This is a genomic window from Actinomadura sp. 7K534, from assembly GCF_004348575.1.
GTDB lineage: Bacteria > Actinomycetota > Actinomycetes > Streptosporangiales > Streptosporangiaceae > Spirillospora > Spirillospora livida.
On record NZ_SMKB01000021.1, the window covers coordinates 22,210 to 41,721 of the forward strand.

The 19,512-nt window shown below is 69.7% G+C and carries 15 protein-coding genes; 13 read left to right on the top strand and 2 right to left on the bottom strand.

The window, feature by feature from the left end:
• Window positions 1-102: 102 nt before the first annotated feature.
• The 4 genes from E1266_RS07045 (at window position 103) to ispG (ending at window position 5,368) form a co-directional block, all read left to right on the top strand.
• A complete protein-coding gene (locus E1266_RS07045) occupies window positions 103-1,206 on the top strand; it encodes a type III polyketide synthase (RefSeq protein WP_207945469.1) in 1,104 nt (367 codons plus the stop codon).
• Between the two features lie 23 nt (window positions 1,207-1,229).
• Complete coding sequence (locus E1266_RS07050; RefSeq protein WP_207945476.1) at window positions 1,230-2,192, top strand: 4-hydroxy-3-methylbut-2-enyl diphosphate reductase; 963 nt, start codon at window positions 1,230-1,232, stop codon at window positions 2,190-2,192.
• A 51-nt stretch (window positions 2,193-2,243) separates the two neighbouring features.
• Window positions 2,244-4,085: a 1-deoxy-D-xylulose-5-phosphate synthase gene (locus E1266_RS07055; RefSeq protein WP_132044980.1), complete on the top strand. Its 1,842-nt coding sequence runs from the start codon at window positions 2,244-2,246 to the stop codon at window positions 4,083-4,085.
• A 107-nt stretch (window positions 4,086-4,192) separates the two neighbouring features.
• The gene (gene ispG / locus E1266_RS07060) at window positions 4,193-5,368 is read left to right on the top strand and encodes a flavodoxin-dependent (E)-4-hydroxy-3-methylbut-2-enyl-diphosphate synthase (RefSeq protein ID WP_207945470.1); all 1,176 of its coding nucleotides are present in this window, start codon (window positions 4,193-4,195) and stop codon (window positions 5,366-5,368) included.
• A gap of 281 nt (window positions 5,369-5,649) precedes the next feature.
• Here ispG and E1266_RS07065 read toward each other — a convergent pair whose 3' ends face one another.
• Window positions 5,650-5,811, bottom strand: a complete 162-nt coding sequence (locus E1266_RS07065; protein ID WP_207945471.1) for a helix-turn-helix domain-containing protein — start codon at window positions 5,809-5,811, stop codon at window positions 5,650-5,652.
• Window positions 5,812-6,331: 520 nt separating this feature from the next.
• A complete protein-coding gene (locus E1266_RS07070; RefSeq protein WP_207945472.1) occupies window positions 6,332-6,850 on the bottom strand; it encodes a hypothetical protein in 519 nt (172 codons plus the stop codon).
• Window positions 6,851-8,935: 2,085 nt separating this feature from the next.
• On the opposite strand from E1266_RS07070, the gene E1266_RS07075 reads away from it, so the two are divergent.
• The 9 genes from E1266_RS07075 (at window position 8,936) to E1266_RS07115 (ending at window position 19,260) form a co-directional block, all read left to right on the top strand.
• Window positions 8,936-9,841 carry an aromatic prenyltransferase gene (locus tag E1266_RS07075; protein ID WP_132044984.1) on the top strand — a complete coding sequence of 302 codons (906 nt, stop codon included), beginning with the start codon at window positions 8,936-8,938 and terminating at the stop codon, window positions 9,839-9,841.
• Window positions 9,842-10,072: 231 nt separating this feature from the next.
• Entirely contained in the window at window positions 10,073-10,729 is a 657-nt protein-coding gene (locus E1266_RS07080; protein WP_132044986.1) for an undecaprenyl diphosphate synthase family protein, read from the top strand.
• A 149-nt stretch (window positions 10,730-10,878) separates the two neighbouring features.
• A complete protein-coding gene (locus E1266_RS07085) occupies window positions 10,879-12,459 on the top strand; it encodes a DUF6851 domain-containing protein (RefSeq protein ID WP_207945473.1) in 1,581 nt (526 codons plus the stop codon).
• A 194-nt stretch (window positions 12,460-12,653) separates the two neighbouring features.
• The gene (locus E1266_RS07090) at window positions 12,654-13,556 is read left to right on the top strand and encodes an aromatic prenyltransferase (protein WP_165965965.1); all 903 of its coding nucleotides are present in this window, start codon (window positions 12,654-12,656) and stop codon (window positions 13,554-13,556) included.
• A gap of 14 nt (window positions 13,557-13,570) precedes the next feature.
• Complete coding sequence (locus E1266_RS07095) at window positions 13,571-15,079, top strand: DUF6851 domain-containing protein (RefSeq protein WP_207945474.1); 1,509 nt, start codon at window positions 13,571-13,573, stop codon at window positions 15,077-15,079.
• A 154-nt stretch (window positions 15,080-15,233) separates the two neighbouring features.
• Window positions 15,234-16,769: an MFS transporter gene (locus tag E1266_RS07100; protein WP_132044990.1), complete on the top strand. Its 1,536-nt coding sequence runs from the start codon at window positions 15,234-15,236 to the stop codon at window positions 16,767-16,769.
• 17 nt (window positions 16,770-16,786) lie between these two features.
• Entirely contained in the window at window positions 16,787-17,407 is a 621-nt protein-coding gene (locus E1266_RS07105) for a TetR/AcrR family transcriptional regulator (protein WP_132044992.1), read from the top strand.
• A gap of 109 nt (window positions 17,408-17,516) precedes the next feature.
• Window positions 17,517-18,569 (top strand): polyprenyl synthetase family protein, encoded by a 1,053-nt coding sequence (locus E1266_RS07110; RefSeq protein ID WP_132044994.1) that lies wholly within the window; start codon window positions 17,517-17,519, stop codon window positions 18,567-18,569.
• Between the two features lie 220 nt (window positions 18,570-18,789).
• Complete coding sequence (locus E1266_RS07115) at window positions 18,790-19,260, top strand: VOC family protein (protein WP_132044996.1); 471 nt, start codon at window positions 18,790-18,792, stop codon at window positions 19,258-19,260.
• Window positions 19,261-19,512 lie beyond the last annotated feature (252 nt).

Genomic DNA, 19,512 nt, shown 5'->3' on the forward strand with positions numbered 1-19,512 from the left:
GCCGGCCCTCATCTCCTCGGACGCCAATCGAGGCGGCACGGCCGATCCCGCCGCCGCCCGAATGGACTGCAACGTGGCCTCTGAAGAAAGTGGACCCGATACATGCCAACGCTGTGCAAGCCGTCGATCCGTGTGCCGGAGTACGTCGTCACCATGGAGGACACTCTGGAGTTCGCCGAAAAGGTCCACGCGGGAAAACCGCAGCTCCCCTTGGCGCTCCGCCTGATCCAGAACACCGGAGTGCGGAAGCGGCACATCGTCCAGCCCATCGAGGAGGCGCTCCTCCACCCGGGTTTCGAGGAACGGAACCGGCTCTACGAGTCCGAGTCCAAGAAGAGATGCCCCGAGGTCATCGAGGAGGCGCTGGCCAACGCTGCGGTGACGGTGCGCGACATCGACGCCATCATCTACGTGTCGTGCACGGGCTTCATGATGCCGTCGCTCACCGCCTGGCTGATCAACAGCATGGGTTTCCGGTACGACACCCGGCAGATTCCCATCGCCCAGCTGGGCTGCGCGGCGGGCGGCGCGGCGATCAACCGCGCGCAGGAGTTCTGCACCGCCCACCCCGAGAGCAACGTCCTGATCGTCTCGTGCGAGCTGTGTTCGCTGTGCTACCAGCCCGGCGACGACAACGTCGGCGCGCTCCTGTCCGACGGTCTGTTCGGTGACGCGGTCGGCGCCGCCGTTGTGCGGGGCAACGGGGGTGTCGGCGTCGCCCTGGAGCGCAACTCGTCGTACCTCATTCCCGGCACCGAGGACTGGATCTCCTACGCCGTCCGGGAGACCGGCTTCCACTTCCAGCTGGACCGCCGGGTGCCCGGGACGATGGAGCCGCTGGCCCCGGTGCTGCGCGAGCTGGCCGCGAGCCACGGCTGGGACGTCCAGAACCTCGGCTTCTACATCATCCACGCCGGCGGCCCGCGGATCCTCGACGACCTCGCCAAGTTCCTCGACGTCGACCGCGACATGTTCCGCTTCAGCTGGGCGACGCTGACCGAGTACGGCAACATCGCCAGCGCGGTCGTGCTCGACGCGCTGCGCAGGCTGTTCGACGAGGACCGGGTGACCCCGGGCGACACCGGCGTGATCGCGGGCTTCGGCCCCGGGATCACCGCGGAGATGGCGGTGGGCCGCTGGACCGTGGACGCCCCCGCGGAGATGGAACGAGCCCAGCTCGACGAGCTGACGTCCTCCCTCCAGTAATACGAAGCAGCCACCTGAGAGGAATCATGACGCATTCGCAACGCCGAGTCCTGCTCGCGAAGCCGCGCAGCTCCTGCGCCGGGGTGGACCGGGCCGTGCGGACCGTCGAGGTCTGCCTGGAGAAGTACGGGCCGCCCATCTACGTGCGCAAGCAGATCGTCCACAACGCCTTCGTCGTGAAGTCCCTCGAAGAGCGGGGCGTCATCTTCGTCGAGGAGACCGAGGAGGTGCCGGAAGGCGCCACCGTCGTCTTCTCCGCGCACGGGGTGGCGCCGTCGGTGCACGCGGAGGCCAAGGCGCAGAAGCTCACGACGATCGACGCCACCTGCCCGCTGGTCACCAAGGTCCACCGGGAGGCGGTCCGGTTCGCCGAAGCCGACTACGACATCCTGCTGATCGGGCACGAGGGCCACGAGGAGGTCATCGGCACCCTGGGCGAGGCGCCGGACCACATCCACCTGGTCGACGGCCCGGACGACGTGAAGAACGTGCAGGTCCGCGACCCCGACCGCGTGGTGTGGCTGTCGCAGACCACGCTGTCGGTGGACGAGACCCTCGCCACGGCCGCGGCCCTGCGCCGCAGGTTCCCGAACCTGCTGGACCCGCCGTCGGACGACATCTGCTACGCCACCCAGAACCGCCAGGTCGCGGTGAAGGAGATCGCCGCGGGCTCGGAGCTCGTCATCGTCGTCGGCTCGGCGAACTCCTCCAACTCCGTCCGCCTGGTCGAGGTCGCGCGGGAGCGCGGCGCCGCCGCGCACCTCGTGGACTACGCCGAGGACATCGACGAGTCATGGCTCGACGGCGTGACGACCGTCGGGCTGACCAGCGGCGCCTCCGTCCCCGACGAGCTCGTCCAGGACGTGCTGGCCTGGCTGGGCGCACGGGGATACGACGAGGTCCAGGAGATCGAGCCGGTGACGGAGCGGATGCACTTCGCCCTGCCGCGCGAACTGGACCACCCGGCCACGGCGGAGACCGCGTAGCGGGCCCGCACGTCCGCGGCCGCAACGACGCGGCACGAGGAAAGGACACCAATGGCATTGCTGGAAGGCATACGTGACCCCGCCGACCTGCGCGAACTGCCCGCGGAGGAGATGCCCGCGCTGGCGGAGGAGATCCGCGGGTTCCTGGTGCGGGCGGTGGCCCGCACCGGTGGGCACCTTGGCCCCAACCTGGGCGTCGTGGAGCTGACGCTCGCGCTGCACCGGGTGTTCAACTCACCCCGCGACAAGATCGTCTTCGACACCGGGCACCAGTCGTACGTGCACAAGCTGCTCACCGGCCGGCTGGACGGCTTCGACGGGCTCCGCCGGCGGGGCGGCCTGTCGGGCTACCCGTCGCAGGCCGAATCGGCGCACGACCTGGTGGAGAACTCGCACGCCTCGACCGCGCTCGCCTACGCCGACGGCCTGGCCAAGGCCAACCAGCGGCGCGGGCGCACCGACCGGTCCGTGGTCGCCGTGATCGGCGATGGCGCGCTCACCGGCGGGATGGCGTGGGAGGGGCTCAACAACCTGGCCGGCGCCCCTGACCGGCCGGTGATCGTCGTGCTCAACGACAACGGCCGCTCGTACGCCCCGACCATCGGCGGGCTCGGCCGGCACCTGCACGACCTGCGCACCTCGTCCGACACGTGGCTGGACGTCTACACCCGCGACGGCCACATGGTGGAGGACAACCTGTTCACCAACATGGGCTTCGGCTACATCGGCCCGGTCGACGGCCACGACGTGTCCGCCTGCGAGCGGGCCTTCGACGTGGCCCGCGCCATGCGCCGTCCCGTGGTCGTGCACGTCGTCAGCAGCAAGGGCCGGGGATACGCGCCCGCCGAGAACGACCAGGCCGACCACATGCACGGCATCGGCAAGATCGACCCGGAGACCGGGCTGGCGCCCGAGTCGTCCGGCACCTCCTGGACGAAGGTGTTCGCCGACGAGCTGTGCGCGGTGGGCGAGGACCACGACGAGGTCGTCGCCATCACCGCCGCCATGCCCGGACCGACCGGGCTGGCCGCGTTCGCGGAGCGGTTCCCCGACCGGGCGTACGACGTCGGCATAGCCGAGCAGCACGCCGCCGGTTCGGCGGCCGGGCTCGCCCTCGGCGGGCTGCATCCGGTCGTCGCGGTCTACTCCACGTTCCTCAACCGGGCCTTCGACCAGGTCGTGATGGACGTCGCCCTGCACCGCCTGCCGGTGACGTTCGTGCTGGACCGGGCCGGGATCACCGGGCCGGACGGCGCCAGCCACCACGGCATGTGGGACATGTCGATCCTCGGTGTGGTCCCCGGCCTGCGGGTCGCCGCGCCCCGCGACCCCGCCCGGCTCCGCGAGACCCTCCGCGAAGCGGTCGAGGTCACCGACGGGCCGACCGTCCTGCGCTTCCCGAAGGCCACCGCCGGCCCGGACATCGACGCCGTCGTCCGCGTGGACGGGATGGACGTGCTGCGCCGCAGCCGCGGGCTCTCCCTCGACGTCCTCATCGTCTCCACCGGGGTGCTCGCCGAGGCGTGCCTCCAGGCCGCCGACGTCCTGGAGGACCAGGGCATCGGGATCACCGTCGTCGATCCCCGCTGGGTCATCCCGGTCAATCCGGCGCTGACCGGCCTCGCGGCCAGGCACCAGCTCGTCGTCACCGTCGAGGACTGCAGCCGCACCGGCGGGGTGGGGGCGTGCGTCGGCCAGGCGTGCGCCGACGCGGGGGTGCGGACCCCCGTCCGCAACCTCGGGCTTCCCCGCGCCTTCATCGAGCACGGCGACCGCAACGGGCTCCTGGCCGACATGGGCCTGTCCGGCGAGCAGATCGCCCGGACCGTGCGGGACCACCACGCCGACCTGTGCGTCTCCGCGCGAACGGGCGCGGAGACGAGCCCGCGATGACCGCCGGCGACCCCGGCGGCCGTCCGCACGCGGCCCGGACCGCCGCCCGGGCCACGCGCCCGGCGGCGGTCCGGAGCCCGGTGACCGAACAGAGAGGATGATCGGACATGGTCGATCTCGGTATGCCCAAGGTGGCACCGGCGCTCAGCCCGCGGCGGAAGAGCAGGCCGCTGACGCTGGGGAACGACGGCCGCGCCGTCCAGGTGGGCGGCGCGGCGCCGGTGAGCGTCCAGTCGATGACCACCACGGTGACGGCCGACGTGAACGCGACCCTGCAGCAGATCGCGGAGCTGACGGCGTCCGGATGCCAGATCGTGCGGGTGGCGGTGCCGTCGGCCGACGACGCCGAGGCCCTGCCGGCGATCGCCCGCAAGTCGCAGATCCCGGTGATCGCCGACATCCACTTCCAGCCGAAGTACGTGTTCGCGGCGATCGACGCCGGGTGCGCGGCCGTCCGGGTGAACCCGGGCAACATCAAGGCGTTCGACGACAAGGTCGCGGAGATCGCGAAGGCCGCGGCCGCCGCGCGCGTCCCGATCCGGATCGGCGTGAACGCGGGATCGCTGGACAAGCGGCTGCTGGCCAAGCACGGCAGCGCCACGGCCGACGCGCTCGTGGAGTCGGCGCTGTGGGAGTGCTCGCTGTTCGAGGAGCACGGGTTCGGCGATCTGAAGATCTCCGTGAAGCACCACGACCCGGTGGTGATGGTCTCGGCGTACCGGAAGCTGGCCGCGGCGTGCGACTACCCGCTGCACCTCGGGGTGACGGAGGCGGGACCGCAGTTCCAGGGCACGGTGAAGTCGTCGGTGGCGTTCGGCGCCCTGCTGGCGGAGGGCATCGGCGACACGATCCGGGTGTCGCTGTCGGCGCCGCCGGTGGAGGAGGTCAAGGTCGGGATCGCGATCCTGGAGTCGCTCGGCCTGCGCGAACGCGGCCTGGAGATCGTCTCGTGCCCCTCCTGCGGCCGGGCCCAGGTGGACGTGTACAAGCTCGCCGACGAGGTCACCGCCGGTCTGGACGGGCTGGAGGTGCCGCTGCGGGTCGCGGTGATGGGCTGCGTCGTCAACGGTCCCGGCGAGGCCCGCGAGGCCGACCTGGGCGTCGCGTCGGGGAACGGCAAGGGGCAGATCTTCGTCAAGGGCAAGGTCATCGCGACCGTGCCCGAATCGAAGATCGTCGAGACGCTCATCGACGAGGCGATGCGGCTGGCCGAGGAGGCGGGCGACGGCGACGCGGCGGCCGCCGGGAAGCCGGAGGTCATCACCGTCCCCGTTGCGGGCTAGCGCGCTCCGGGGCGCGGTGATCTGGAAACCGGCCGTCGAGCGGTCGAGAGCGGGAGCATTCCGAATATCGTTCGGTTGTATCGCGGGAAGCGCCGTCCGCGCCCCGGAGTTCGCCCCCGGCAGGACGGCGTGGCACGTCGGCTGCCGGGGGCTTTCGCGTACCGGTCCCGGGTCGTCCGGACCCGGGACCGGGTGCGAGTACGCGCACCCGCTCGGTGAAAACTCGCCCCTGGTCTCGGCGGGCGATCCGGCGGTGCGCATTATGGCAGGTCAGTACACGATTACGAGCCCTGGGCCGGGGGGTCGAACGTGTCCATGACGTCGTCCGGGTGGTAGTAGACGCGACGGTTGAGGGTGTAGCGGCGCCACTGTGATTGATGGGCGTAGCGGTAGACCGTGCCCTTGGGAATGCGCCAGATGGCGGCTATGTCATCAACCGTCAAGCCGACCTTGTGGATCTCGCGATTCAGCATGTTCCTCCCTGTGGTGACCTTCTACTGGAGCTCGGTGACCCCTTGGAGCCGAGGGGTCACCGCAGCGCACGTGGAGTTCGATCAGCAGACCGGAAACGCGAACGGCGAATCGCGTCGCGGGACGTGCCGATCGCACGCATGGTCCGGGAACGGGGCGACCTCAATGACGAGCGGATGCGAAGGGGAGCCGTATCGACATTCCCGTCCCGGACCGGACGCCGGCGCTCACTGGCCGGCCGAGGTGATCATTCGCGATGGACGCTCAGCGCCGATGCCGCGGCACGTCCCGGCCGGACGCCCCGGGGGGCGGGAAGCGGGCCGGTGATCACCAGGAGATGACGGCGGGGAGCCGGGCCGTCGGCGTGAGAAAAGGGCGGTGGCGAGGCGGCGCGGCGTGCCGGGTCGCGCGGGTGCGGGGCCGCAACGGCTTTCACCAGCGGGTCCTCGCAGGTGAAAAGCCGCTGCGGTCGGTCAGGGAGCCGTCCTCCGGTCAGCGTCCCTGGATCTGGCGGGCGAGCGTGGCCCATCGGGTGGCGGGCCACCGGTGGTCGGGATAGGTGGTGCAGACGATCTCGGCGGGAAGCGCGTCCTCACGCCGGCGCATGTGGGCGACGAGCTCGCCGCTGCAGGTGGGACAGGAGCCGACCGGCACCCTGCCGCCGCCTTTCGAATAGGCGGTCTTCCGCGCGGCGCGCGTGAGATCCCCGATCTCGTCCACGATCTCCGCCGCGGCGGGGTGGGCGGCGAGCCACTCGGCGTGCCGGCAGAGGAATTGCGCGAGCGCGCGGATGTCCCGCGGGGGGCGCTGGAGCCGGCGTTCGTCGGCGACGAGGCTGGCCCAGGACGCGAGGACTTTGCGAATCGCGGTCCGTATCTCGGTGGCCGCGGCGCTCATCGGGTCGGCGGTGGTGCTCTTCCGGGGACCGGTGCGGATCATGCGCATGGTCCCCTGGCCCGTCTGGTTCACGCAGTCGTCGTAGAGCGTGGGCAGGTTCCGGATGTCCCCCACGAGACGGTCCAGGCATACCGAGCACACGAACCGGCCGTCCCCGGCCCTTCGTGCCTTCTTGTCAATATTCCCGCTCTGTTTTTGGCACGATCCAGCTTGACACAGTATGCGTCCCTTCATGTTCTCCCCGTAAAAGCCTTGTCCGCTGCGGGCCGGGTGGTGTGCGCGTACTCCTGCCATGCTCTCTGCATACTCTTCAAAACAGTCATCTACGTCAACTGCCACGCGAGAAAACACCAAGAGAATTAGCGCTACTGCCCGCTGAACAGGGGAAATTCGCGCACGTCGGGTACGGTGCCGCGGTCAGCCGCCGCACCGGGTGATCGGGTCGGTGGTTACCCGGGATAGGGACCAGGTTGAAATGTCAACGTGTTATTCTGCGTTATATCGTGATCACGAAACGTCATAGGTCGAGCTTATTGCGCCGGCCGGCCGCTCGGCCCAATCGCGAGTTTGGGGCATCCGTAACGCGGAGGGCGACACCTTCTCGAATGCTGAGATGAGCGACGGGCGGGTGGGCCCCGAGGCCGGGCGGAGCCGGGGTTCGCCCCTGGGCCAAGCGGGTGATCTCCCTCGGTGAGGACGGTGTGGCGCCCGCCGGCGGAACGCCCTGCCGCCTCCGCCCGCGCGGCGGTGCGCACCCTGATCGCGAATCGACTGCCTGGCCGCGCACTTGACGACGGTCACGGTCACCGGTAGAGGCGTCGCCTCCGCCCCTGCCGTCCGGTCGAGGGGCGGCACAGCATGTCCCAGGGGCCCTCCTCGGCCTCACCAGAGCCCAGAAGTACTCCGCGGGGCTCTTCCGGGCCCCTGGCGGCAGGACAGGCCGCGTCGCGGGCCCTCGGCGCCTGCGGTCATTCCGGTCACCCCGCCACCACGGCTCGCCGGCCGCTCGATCTCATCGATTGGGAACGGCTTCTTCCCAGGAGAAGCGCCGCGCGCTCTGTCGGCCGAGGAGTCCCAAATTACAGCGAACGCCGCTGGCGTACATACCCGCATGGCCGTGTTGGCGGCCGATGGCCCCTCGGTGATCAAATGGAAGAACACGTTATATAGCGACGTTGTTCAGGTCGGTTCTTTTCGCTGTTCCCGGCAACCGGCCGAACCATGATCTGACACTGGGAAGAGTCGAAGCCATTGGTCGAGGGCGCTGAATTCTGTCCCTTGATTCCCGGTACTCGCCACCCGGCCGGCGTGGGGGAGAGGCTCTCTCCTCGCCGTCACCCTCCGTGGCGAGCGGCCCCACGGCTTTCACGCCTCCGCCCGGCGTGGGGCACGCGCTGCGCCGCGCCATCACGCTGCGCCCTCGGCCCCGCGCCCTGAGGTCCGCGTGCGGAGCGCCCTGCCGGCCGACCGGATCGATGCCGTCGTGCGGCACGGGTCGCCAGGCCATGAACGTCTGTGTACAGCGGAAATGCCGACGTGATCAGCTGGAGTCGGCGGCAGTGGGGGCCTTGACATCCCGCAGCGAAGAACCTATATCTATGGTGGCGTCTTTAGGGTTTGCCCAGGTGCCGGCCAATGCCAGATGCAAGCTCCCATTTCACCGCTCTACCCGTTCACCCTCGTGGCGTTCGACCACGGGGCGTGAGCGAGGCCATTATCTCCTGGCTGGAACCGGCCCTGTTAACGGTCTGTCCAACTAATCGGCCGACGCGCCCAGTGATCATATGAGTAGGGCGTCCGGTGGCTGGCCCGCGCCTGTGATCGCGCGACCCCACGAGCCGAGAACGCCGAGGTCTGCGGCCTGCGGAAGGCGACACATATCGTCCGACCAGGCATGGAGTGGCTCCGCCTGGGAGCCTTGACAACCTGTGGCGAAGAACATATATCTAGGGTGGTAGCTCCGGATTTTGCCTTCTGACGGGCCCATCACCGGAGCAGGCTCCCCGTTCCGCCGTCTTTGGCGGCCCGCCGCCCCAGCTGAGGGTGGCGCCCTTTCTCCCGACCCGGCACGCGGTAATTGATATCCGCAACGCCGCATCTTTTCCTGGCACGCCCATTTCCCGTCGGTGACCCCTGTGCCACCGGCGTTCGACCTGTTCCGTCCCACACGAAAAAATCAAGACCGACGCGGGAGGCGCAATGGCCGGCACAGCCGAGCTGGAAGCTCTTTACTCCGACATCGAGAAGGCCGCCGGACTGCTGGACGAGCCCTGCTCGCGGGACGCGGTCTGGCCCATCCTGACCGCGTACGCGGACGCCCTGCCCCCGCACGCCCAGATGGCCTACCGGGTGGCGACCAACTCCGCGGGCCTCGACTTCCGCATCGCGTCGCTCGCCCCCGACCTCCACCCCTACGCCCTCGCGCTGGCGAACGGCCTCACCGAGAAGACCGACCACCCCGTCGGCGACCTGCTCTCCGACATCCAGGACCGCTTCCCGCTCGACTACCACGGCGTCGACTTCGGCGTCGTCGACGGCTTCAAGAAGACCTGGACGTTCTTCCCCCTGAACAACCTGCAGAAGGTGACGGAGCTCGCCGACCTCCCGTCCATGCCGCGCAGCCTGTCCGAGAACCTGGAGTTCTTCACGCGCAATGGCCTGGACGGCAAGACGAGCCTGATCGGCATCGACTACCCGAGCAGGACGCTGAACATCTACTTCCTCGGATCGCCCCCCGAGATGCGCGAGCCGGACGCCGTCCGGTCGATGATGCGCGAGCACGGGCTGGCCGAGCCGAGCGAGCAGATGCTCACGCTCGCCCAGCAGGCGACCGGCTACTACACCACGCTGAGCTGGGACTCCTCGAAGATCGAGCGGATCACCTTCGCCGTGGTGGTCCGCGACCTGGACGCGTTCCCCGCCGGCGTCGAGGTGGATCCGAAGATCGAGAAGTTCGCCAAGGACGTCCCGTACACCTACGGTCCCGCCACGCGCAAGGGGATCTACGGCGTCACGGCGGCGCCGAGAGGCGAGTACTACAAGCTCCAGTCGTGGTACCAGATGCCGCCCCAGATGGTGCAGATGCTCGCCCCCGACGCGGGCTGACGGCACCCGGCGACGGCTCGCCTGTTCCACCCGACGCGGAGAGCACCCGTCACCACGCCCATGGCGACACCCACCGGTGACGGGTGCTCTTTCGCGTGCAGTTCTCCTCCACCCCGACTCCGGTGCCACCGGCGTGGTCGCGGGTCCGATCCAGGTCCCGGCCGCCGAGCCGGCGGCGGGCCGCCCTTCCCACGGTGAGACCCCGCACAAGATGACAGAGAGGCGAGAACAGTGACCAACTTGATGCTGCTGCCGGACGGAATGCGCCGCTGGTCCCAGGAGCAGGGCGTCTCCCTCGACGACGGCTACACGGCGATGGCGGACAAGCTCATCGACTTCATCGGCTGGGCCAAAGAGGACGGCATCACGACGCTCTACATCACGACCTCGTCCGCGGCGAACTTCAGCCGCCCCGAGGCCGCGGTGACCACGTTCCTGGTCGCCTTCAACGACGTGGCGCGCCGCTGCCACGGCGACTGCAACTTCGACTTCTCCGGGTCGCTGGACCTCGTCCCCGAGGAGTACCTCACGGAACTGGAGGAGCTCCGCGACAAGTCGGACAAGGACTCGGGTTTCACGCTCCACTACATCCTCGGGATGTCCCTGACCCGCGAGGTGATCGGGATCTTCAACCGGTACAACGGCAAGATCCCGGTGATGACCGAGGAGATCCTGACGGAGAGCGCGTACGTCACGAAGCCGGTCGACTTCGTCATCCGGACCGGCGGCGCGATCCGCATGTCCTCCTTCTTCCCGCTGATGTCGCCGTACGCGGAGCTCCACTTCTCGCCCGTCCTGTTCCCGAACATGACGCGGGCCGACTTCGACCGGGCGCTCAAGGACCTCCGGGGCCGGGAACGGCGCTTCGGCGGCTACCCGACGACCTGACGCTCTCCCACCCCGGCTCCCGGCCTCGGCGAGCGGCGTCGCCGCCGACGCGACCACCGGGCCCGGATCGTCCATGTGCGACGGCCCCGGGCCCGGCCACCCCGCCCCACATCCGCAAGAAATCCTCTGCAAAGGACAGGGACACCCCCATGACGACGTCCAACCTCCCGCCCGCTTCAGGTCTCCTCCCGAGCCGCAGGCTGCTGCTGTTCGGCGGCCTCGGCGTCGCCTCGACCGCGGCGCTGGGCCTCGGGCAGACCGGCACCGCCCATGCCGGGAAGCGCGAGGACGAGCCCTCGATCGACTTCGACCTGGACACCGACAACTACCTGAAGTTCCTGGGGCCCAGTGACGACACCGCCGGGGAGTCGATCAACCAGGACGTCTTCGGTGCCATGGACATCACCACGTTCCTGTGGCTGAACCGCATCACGGCCATCGCCGCGTTCGACGCGGCGGCGCCGTACCACGAGACCGCGGTCGGCATCTACGCCAAGATCAAGCGGCGTCCCGCCGGCGAGTCCGCCACCAACCGGAACATGAACATCGCCGGCCTGTACGCCGGGTGGCGGGTCTGGCAGGGGGTATTCGGGGAGTCGAGGCCCGCCGTCCGGCAGTTCATGACGGCCCTCGGGCTCGACCCCGACGACCAGTCGGAGGACACCACCAGCCCCGTCGGCATCGGCAACGTCGTCGGCAAGGCCGCCTGGAACGCGCACAAGCAGGACGGCATGAACTTCCTCGGCTACGAGGGCGGCCGCCGCTACAACCCCAGGCCGTGGGGCGACTACACCGGCTACGTCCCGGTGAACACCCCCTACGAGCTGACCCATCCCTCGCGCTGGCAGCCGCAGCTCGGTCCGCACAACGGGCGCCGCGTCGGCGGCGGGCCGGGTGACATCGGCATCTACGTCGCGCAGCACGTGGTCACCCCGCAGGTCCGGCGGGTCAGGGCGCTCACCTTCAAGGACCCGACGCAGTTCAAGATCTCCCGCCCCGACTTCATCGACCACCGCGACCGCCGCCGGTTCCGGCGCCTGGTGGACGGGATCATCGACGCGTCGGCCGGGCTCACCGACGAGCAGAAGGTGATCGCGGAGGTCATGGACAACAAGCGCTGGGGAATCGGGCACTCGGCGGTCCACCTCCTCAACAAGCACGACCAGAACGGGGAGCAGGGCATCCCCGGGTGGGCCTTCTTCCAGCTCGTGCACACGCTCGCGACGTTCGAGACGACGATCGCGGTCTGGCACCACAAGATCAAGTACGACGCGGTCCGGCCGATCAGCGCGGTCCGCTACGTGTACGGCAGGCGCCGGCTGACGGCGTGGGGAGGCCCCGGCAAGGGGACGGTCAACGACCTCCCCGCCGAGGAGTGGAGCAGCTACCTGCCCACGGGGGACCACCCCGAATACCCCTCGGCCTCCACCACGGTGTGCGCCGCCTCGGCGCAGGCGGCCCGGCTCTACTTCGGCGAGGACACGCTGGACTGGAAGTTCACCGTGAAGAAGGGGGAGACGAGGACGGAACCGGGGCTCGTCCCGGGCAAGGACGTCGAGTTGCACTTCCCCACCTGGACCGACTTCACCAAGGTGTGCGGCGACAGCCGGGTGTGGGCGGGGGTGCACTTCCAGGAGACCATCGACCGGTCCAGGCCGTTCGGCGACCAGTTCGGCGACCTGGCCAACGACTTCGTGCAGCGGCACATCAAGGGTCAGGTCAAGAGCTGACGCGATGAATGAGCGGGCAAGGGCGGCCGGCGCGTAGGCCGGCCGACCCGCCCGCTCCTCCATGGGAAAAGGGTCCGCCTGCGAACGGGGCCTTCCGGCAGCCCGGCGGTTGCGAGAACCGGGCCGGCGCCGGAAGGCCCCGTTCTCATATCCGAAAAGGCCACCGCCGCATAAGACTGAGACTTGGAGGACCGATGTCCGGAGCCGCCGGGATGGAAAAGGTGTACTCGGCCATCGAGCAGTCGGCTCGAATGCTGGACGTGCCCTGCTCGCGTGACAGGGTATTGCCGATCCTCGCCTCGTACGGGGACGCGATCAGCGAGGTCGCGATCATTTTCAGCGTGTCGACCGGCAGCCAGGAGTTCGACTACACCGTCCAGCTGCCCGAGGAGATCGACGACCCCTACGCCCACACGCTGTCGCACGGACTCGTGGCGAAGACGGACCATCCGGTCGGCGCGCTGCTCTCGGACATCAAGGCGCGTATTCCCGTCAGCGAGTACTTCGCCGACTACGGGGCCGTCGGCGGTTTCCAGAAGCTCTACCCGAGCTTCCCCGGTTCCCCGCAGAAGGTCGCGGACCTCGCCGGCATCCCGTCCATGCCGCGCGCCGTCGCCGAGAACGCGGACCTCTTCGCCCGCTACGACCTGGCCGACGTCGCGCTGGTCGGGATCGACTACAAGCGCAAGACGATGAACCTGTACTTCCAGCTCGGTGCCGAGGTCGCGGGCGATCTCGAATCGAAGGTCGTCCTCTCGCTGCTGCACGACTGCGGAATGCCGGAACCGGACGAGCAGATGCTGGAACTCGCCCGAAAGGCGTACCGGATCTACATCACCCTCGGCTGGGACTCCGCGGACGTGCTGCGGATCTCCTTCGCGCCCCAGCCGCGGCAGAACCTGGACCTGTCGGAGATCCAGGCCCGGCTGGATCCGAAGATCGAGGCATTCATGACCGGCGCTCCGTACGCCTACGACGACGACCGGGTGAGCATTTCGGTCCCGAAGTGGTCGGCCCAGGGGGGCCATTTCAACCTGGGCTACTACTACCAGGTGTCGCCGCAGCTGAAGGCCCTCATCGCGAAGAACAAGGACTAGGAAAGGGCACTTGGATGACGACGTCCGACCAATCTCTTGCCTCCGCCGAAGAACACGCCGCCGTGGACGAGGCCGCCGAGCCCGCCCCCGCGCCGGAGCCGGCGCCGCCGCAGTTCGAATACGACTTCGACAACGGCAACTTCATCAAGGACCTGATCACGACCAACGCGGACGGCAGGTTCCCCTCCGAGGACGCGATCGGCCCCACGGACGCGCCCCTCTACATCTGGATCACGCACATGTTCATGATGTCGTGGTTCGACGCGCTGGCGCCCTACCACCCGACCGCCGTCGGCATCTGCTCCCGGATCGAACGCCGTCCCGCGAGCGAGTCCGCGACCAACCGGAACAAGAACATCGCCGGCCTGTACGCCGGGTACCGGGTGCTGCAGACCGTGTACCCGGAGCGGGCGCTGGTCATGGGGCAGGCGCTGGCCCTGTTCGGCCTTGACCCGGACGACGAGTCGGAGGACCCGGCCACCCCGGTCGGCATCGGGAACATCGCGGGGAAGGCCGTCATCAGGGCCCGCGCCAAGGACGGCATGAACCACCTCGGCGACGTGGGCCGCACGTACCACGGCGAGCCCTTCGAGGACTACACCGGCTACGAGCCCGTGAACACGCCCCGCGAACTGGCCGACCCCTCGCGGTGGCAGCCGGCGATCCACCGGCACCGCCGCCGCGTCGGCGACGGGCCCGGCGACAAGGGCATCTTCGTGGCCCAGCAGTTCATCACGCCGCAGGTGCGGCTGGTCAAGCCGTTCACCTACGACGACCCGGGGCGGTTCGAGTTGGCCCCGCCGGACCACACCGACCACACCGACGCCGAGCGCTACAAGCGCTCGGTGGACGAGGTCCTCGCGGCGTCGGCCGGCCTCACCGACGAGCAGAAGGTGAAGGCGGAGTTCTTCGACCACACCGGAGCGGCCATCACCCTGGCGCCGCGCGCCGCGGCGCTGGCCCACGACCTCGACCTGGACGGCTGGGCGCAGCTGTTCATGACGACGTCGCTGGCGCGCTTCGACGACATGATCGCCGCCTGGCACCAGATCCACCGGTACGACTCCGTGCGGCCGTTCAGCGCGGTCCGGCACGTGTACGGCGACGCCAAGGTGACGGGCTGGGGCGGGCCCGGCGTCGGGACGGTCGACGACCTCCCCGCACGCGAGTGGACCGGCTACCTGCCCCCGGGCGACCACCCCGAGTACCCGGCGGGCTTCGCGACGATCTGCGCGGCCCAGGCGCAGGCGGCACGGCGCTTCCTCGGCGACGACGTCCTCGACTGGACCTGGCCCTACGAGGCCGGGTCGGCGCTGACGGAGCCGGGGGCCGTCCCCGCCGAGGACCTCCAGCTCCACTACGCCACCTGGACCGACTACGAGCGGGACTACGCCGACAGCCGGGTGTGGGCCGGCGTGCACTTCAGGGAGACGGTCGAGAGGTCGCTCCCGTTCGGTGCCCAGTTCGGCGACCGGGCCCACGAGTTCGTGCAGCGGCACATCAGCGGGGACGTCGAGGACTGACCCTCTCCGGCGCGGCGGCGGGCACCGCCCCCGGCCCGCCGCCGCGCCTCCCCTGCGGGCCGCGGCCCGTCGCCCGGCCCGGTGACGGTAAAGCCCCGGCATGGGTGCGCCGCGAACCCTAGGCGCAGAAGTTGGGATCAACTATCATTTGAGTATGGCTTCCAAAAACAACTGGCTAGCACTAGTCGGTCTGATCATCAGCGTCATCGTCCTCGGACTCGACCTGACGATCATGAACGTGGCGCTGCCCACCATGGCCGCCGACATCGGCGCCAGCACGGGCGAGCTGCAGTGGATCGTCGACTCGTACGCCCTGGTCTTCGCGGCCTTCATGCTCCCCGCCGGGCTGCTCGGTGACCGCTTCGGACGGCGCAGGCTGCTCGTCGCCGGCCTCGCCGTCTTCATGGGCGGCTCGATCCTGGGAGCGCTCGTGTCGACCCCGGAGGGGGTCATCACCGCCCGCACGATCATGGGCCTGGGCGCGGCGCTGATCATGCCGCTCGCGCTGTCGGTCATCCCGACCCTCTTCCGGGGGGAGGACCAGACCAAGGCGGTCGCGGCGCTCACCGTCGGGATGTCGGTCGGCCTGCCGTTCGGACCGCTGGTCAGCGGCTGGCTCCTCGACAACTTCTACTGGGGCTCGGTCTTCGTCATCAACATCCCGTTCGTGGCCGTCGGCATCATCGCCTGCCTCACGCTGATCCCCGAGACCCGCGACCCGTCGGCGCCCAAGATCGACCTGATCAGCACGGCGCTCGGCGTGCTCGGCCTCGCCGCCCTGGTCTACGGCCTCATCGAGGCGCCCGTCGAGGGAGGGGGCGACCCCGTCATCGTCGTCGCGCTGGTCGCCGGCGTGCTGATGCTGATCGGCCTCGTCCTGCGCGCCCGCCGCGAGACCCGGCCCATGCTCGACCTGGAACTGCTGGAGAACCCCGCCTACCGGTGGAACACCGCCATCGCCGCGCTGGCGATGTTCGTGATGATGGGCCTGGTGTTCGTCCTGCCGCTGTACCTGCAGGCCGTCCTGCGCTACGACGCCTTCGACACCGGGCTGCGCCTGCTGCCGCTCCTGGTCGGCATGATCGTCGTGGCGCGCGCCGTGCCGCCGCTGGTGACCCGCTTCGGCTCCCGGCCGGTGGTGGTGGGCGGCATGGCCACCCTGGGCCTCGCGATGCTCCTCGGCAGCACCACGGACGCCGACACCGGCTACGGGTTCACCGCGCTGTGGATGGTCATCACCGGCCTGGGCGTCAGCTTCGCCATGATGCCGGCCATGGACAAGGCCCTCGCCGCGCTGCCCAAGGGCCGGGAGGGCATCGGCACCGGCCTCCTCACCACCCTGCGCCAGGTCGGCGGCGCCATCGGCGTCGCGCTCCTGGGCAGCCTGCTCAACGTGATCTTCAAGGACCGGATCGACACGGCGGGGCTGCCGGCGGAGGCGGCCGACGCGGCCGGGGAGTCCGTGGTGGCCGCGCAGGCGGTCGCCGGACAGCTCAACATGCCGCAGCTGGCGCAGTCCGCCGAGTCGGCCTTCATCGACGGCATGGGGCTGGTCCTGCTGGTCAGCGGCATCGCCGCGCTCGCCATGGCCGTCCTCGGCGCCTTCGTCCTGCCGGACGACCCGGAGGAGGAGAAGGATGACCGGACCGTCGAGGCCCAGCCCGGCTCTGCCGCTGGCGCCCGAGAATGAACTGTAGGCTCTCGTCCATGCCCAGCAAGCCGACCGTGCCGACGATCGCGGCCGTCGAAGCCGATCTCGGCCTGCGCGAACGCAAGAAACTGCGCACCCGCCGGAGCATCCGTGAGGCGGCCCGCCGGCTGATCGAGGAGCAGGGGTACGAGCACACCACCATCGAGCAGATCGCCGCGGAGGCCGAGGTCTCCCCGAGCACCGTCTTCCGGTACTTCCCCACCAAGGAGCACATCGTCCTGACGGACGAGTTCGCCGCGTCCGGCATCGACCTGCTCCGCTCCCGCCCCGCGGACGAGCCGCCGCTGGTCGCACTCCGGGAGACCCTGACCGGGATGGTGCACCACGTCTACGGGGACTACGGCGCCGAGTACCGGTGGCGGCGGGAGCTGGTGCGGACGGTGCCGACGGTGCGGGCCTTCATGTACGAGGCCCAGTACCGGATGGTCGACGCCGCGTGCGCGGCGCTCGCCGAGCGGACCGGCCGCCCGGCGGACGACCTCGAACTCCGCGTCGTCGTGGGCGCCATGACGGGCGCCTTCCACCAGGTGCTCTGGGGCGACCACAGCGAGGAGGGCGACCTGCTCGATCTGATCGACCGGGCCCTGGCGGTACTGAACCGCGGCCTGGTGCTTTAGACCGTGCTGTAAGACCGTCCAGACACACCCTGCGGGCCAGGAACGCCGACGGCGTTCCTGGCCCGCACCGCTTATGCGGACAGATTCTTCGGGAAGAGGAGGTCGTGGCATGGGAGCCACCGATCAGACCACCACCACGCCCGCCGAGGCCCGCGGCGCCCTGCTGAGCCGGGTCGAGGACCGGCTGAGCGGCCTGCTCACCGCGGAGAAGTCCCGCTGGTCCGCGGTGGACCCGCGCGCGGCGGTGCCGGTCGAGGCGGTCGACGCCCTGGTGTCCGCCGGCGGGAAGCGGCTGCGGCCCGCGTTCTGCCTGAACGGCTTCCTGGCCGCGGGCGGCGATCCGGCGCGGGAGCAGCTCGCGGTGGACGCGGCCGCCGCACTGGAGATCCTGCACGCGTACGCACTGCTCCACGACGACGTGCTGGACGACTCGCCCCTGCGCCGCGACGAGCCGACCGCCCACGAGCGGCACGCCGCGGAGCACCGCGCCGCCGGCTGGGCCGGCGAGCCGCGCCGGTACGGCGAGGGCGTGGCGAGCCTGGCCGGGGACCTCGCGCACGTCTACGCCCACCGCCTGGTCGGCGCGCTGTCCCCGGCCGCCCGGGAGGTGTGGCACGACGTCTGCACCGAGGTCGTCATCGGCCAGTACCTGGACATAAGGGTGGCGGCCGAGCGGGTCGCGGACCCCGAGCTCTCCCGCTGGACGGCGATATGCAAGTCCGCGCGGTACACGATCCACCGCCCGCTGGCGCTCGGCGCCGCCATCGCCGGGCGGCTGGACCTCGCGGCCCCGTTCGAGCAGTACGGCGCAGCGCTGGGCGAGGCGTTCCAGCTGCGCGACGACCTGATCGACGCCTTCGGCGACAGCTCCGTCTCCGGCAAGCCGACCGGCCTGGACTTCGCCCAGCAGCGGATGACCCTGCTCGTCGCCCTGGCGGTCCAGCGCGACGACCGCGTCTCCCGGCTGCTCGCCGACCAGAACGGGGACGGCGCCGAACTCGGCCGCCTCATCACCGACATGGGCGTGCGCGGCGAGGTCGAGCGCCGCATCGACCACCTGGTGGAGCAGGCCCGGTCCGCGATCGCGGAGGCCCCGCTCAGCCCGGGCTGGCGGGACGAACTGGCGCGCGTCGCCATCGAGGTCGCCTACCGCCAGAAGTGACCTCCCCGCTCGGCCCGTGAGGCCCGCGCCGCATGAGAAATGCCGAAACGGCATGCGATTCTGGACCGGCCGGAAAGTGGCGCGGCCGGCAATTTATCCGGAGGTGTTCATCCGTTGACGCTCGCGATAGCGAGTGTTAGCGTGCGAGCTGGCTGAATTACCTGGTTTCTGTTGCCGCTGCACGGTTCGAACGTGCGGGAGCCGACAAGGAGGAGTGATCATGGCGGGTGCAGTGAAGCCGATTCCCGAGTCATATCGCAGAATTACTCCGGCCCTCGTCGTCAACGGCGCGGCCAAGGCCATCGAGTTCTACACGGAAGTGTTCGGGGCGACGCAGCGCATGTCCTACCCCGGGCCCAACGGGACGATCGCCCACGCGGAGATCGAGGTCGGCGACGCGGTCCTCATCGTCGAGGACGAGATGCCCGGCCGCACCAAGGCGCCGCCTCCCGGCGGGCTCGACGGCTCGCCCACCTTCCTGTTCATCTACGTCGAGGACGTCGACGCGGTCGTCGACAAGGCGGTGAAGCTCGGCGCCGAGCTCGTGCGGCCCCCAGAGGACCAGTTCTACGGCGACCGCGACGGTCACGTCGTCGACCCGTTCGGCCACGGCTGGACCATCGCGTCCCATGTCGAGGACGTCGCGCCCGACGAAATGATGGCTCGCATGGCGAAGATGTTCGGCGGCTGAACACGCCGGCCCCCGGTTCCCCCCGCGCACGCGGGAGAGTTCCGGGGGCTTTGGCGGCAAGCGCATTGGAACGATCCACCGAGGTCCATTCCGGTAAATGGTTCGCGCTGTATTCGCCGACCGCGTCGAAACATTGCACTAAATGCCGGGAGAGAGGGTCACGGCGAGGTAAAGATCTGGTTTTGGCCGAACAGGGGAGTTGACCAGGGCCCGGCAGGCGCAAGAATCATTTGAACGGTCACGTCAAAGCGC

Coding starts and splice junctions, on each gene's coding strand:
- E1266_RS07045 (WP_207945469.1), top strand. CDS start 103: ATGCCAACGCTGTGCAAGCCGTCGATCCGTGTGCCGGAGTACGTCGTC.
- E1266_RS07055 (WP_132044980.1), top strand. CDS start 2,244: ATGGCATTGCTGGAAGGCATACGTGACCCCGCCGACCTGCGCGAACTG.
- ispG (WP_207945470.1), top strand. CDS start 4,193: ATGGTCGATCTCGGTATGCCCAAGGTGGCACCGGCGCTCAGCCCGCGG.
- E1266_RS07075 (WP_132044984.1), top strand. CDS start 8,936: ATGGCCGGCACAGCCGAGCTGGAAGCTCTTTACTCCGACATCGAGAAG.
- E1266_RS07085 (WP_207945473.1), top strand. CDS start 10,879: ATGACGACGTCCAACCTCCCGCCCGCTTCAGGTCTCCTCCCGAGCCGC.
- E1266_RS07090 (WP_165965965.1), top strand. CDS start 12,654: ATGTCCGGAGCCGCCGGGATGGAAAAGGTGTACTCGGCCATCGAGCAG.
- E1266_RS07095 (WP_207945474.1), top strand. CDS start 13,571: ATGACGACGTCCGACCAATCTCTTGCCTCCGCCGAAGAACACGCCGCC.
- E1266_RS07100 (WP_132044990.1), top strand. CDS start 15,234: ATGGCTTCCAAAAACAACTGGCTAGCACTAGTCGGTCTGATCATCAGC.
- E1266_RS07105 (WP_132044992.1), top strand. CDS start 16,787: ATGCCCAGCAAGCCGACCGTGCCGACGATCGCGGCCGTCGAAGCCGAT.
- E1266_RS07110 (WP_132044994.1), top strand. CDS start 17,517: ATGGGAGCCACCGATCAGACCACCACCACGCCCGCCGAGGCCCGCGGC.
- E1266_RS07115 (WP_132044996.1), top strand. CDS start 18,790: ATGGCGGGTGCAGTGAAGCCGATTCCCGAGTCATATCGCAGAATTACT.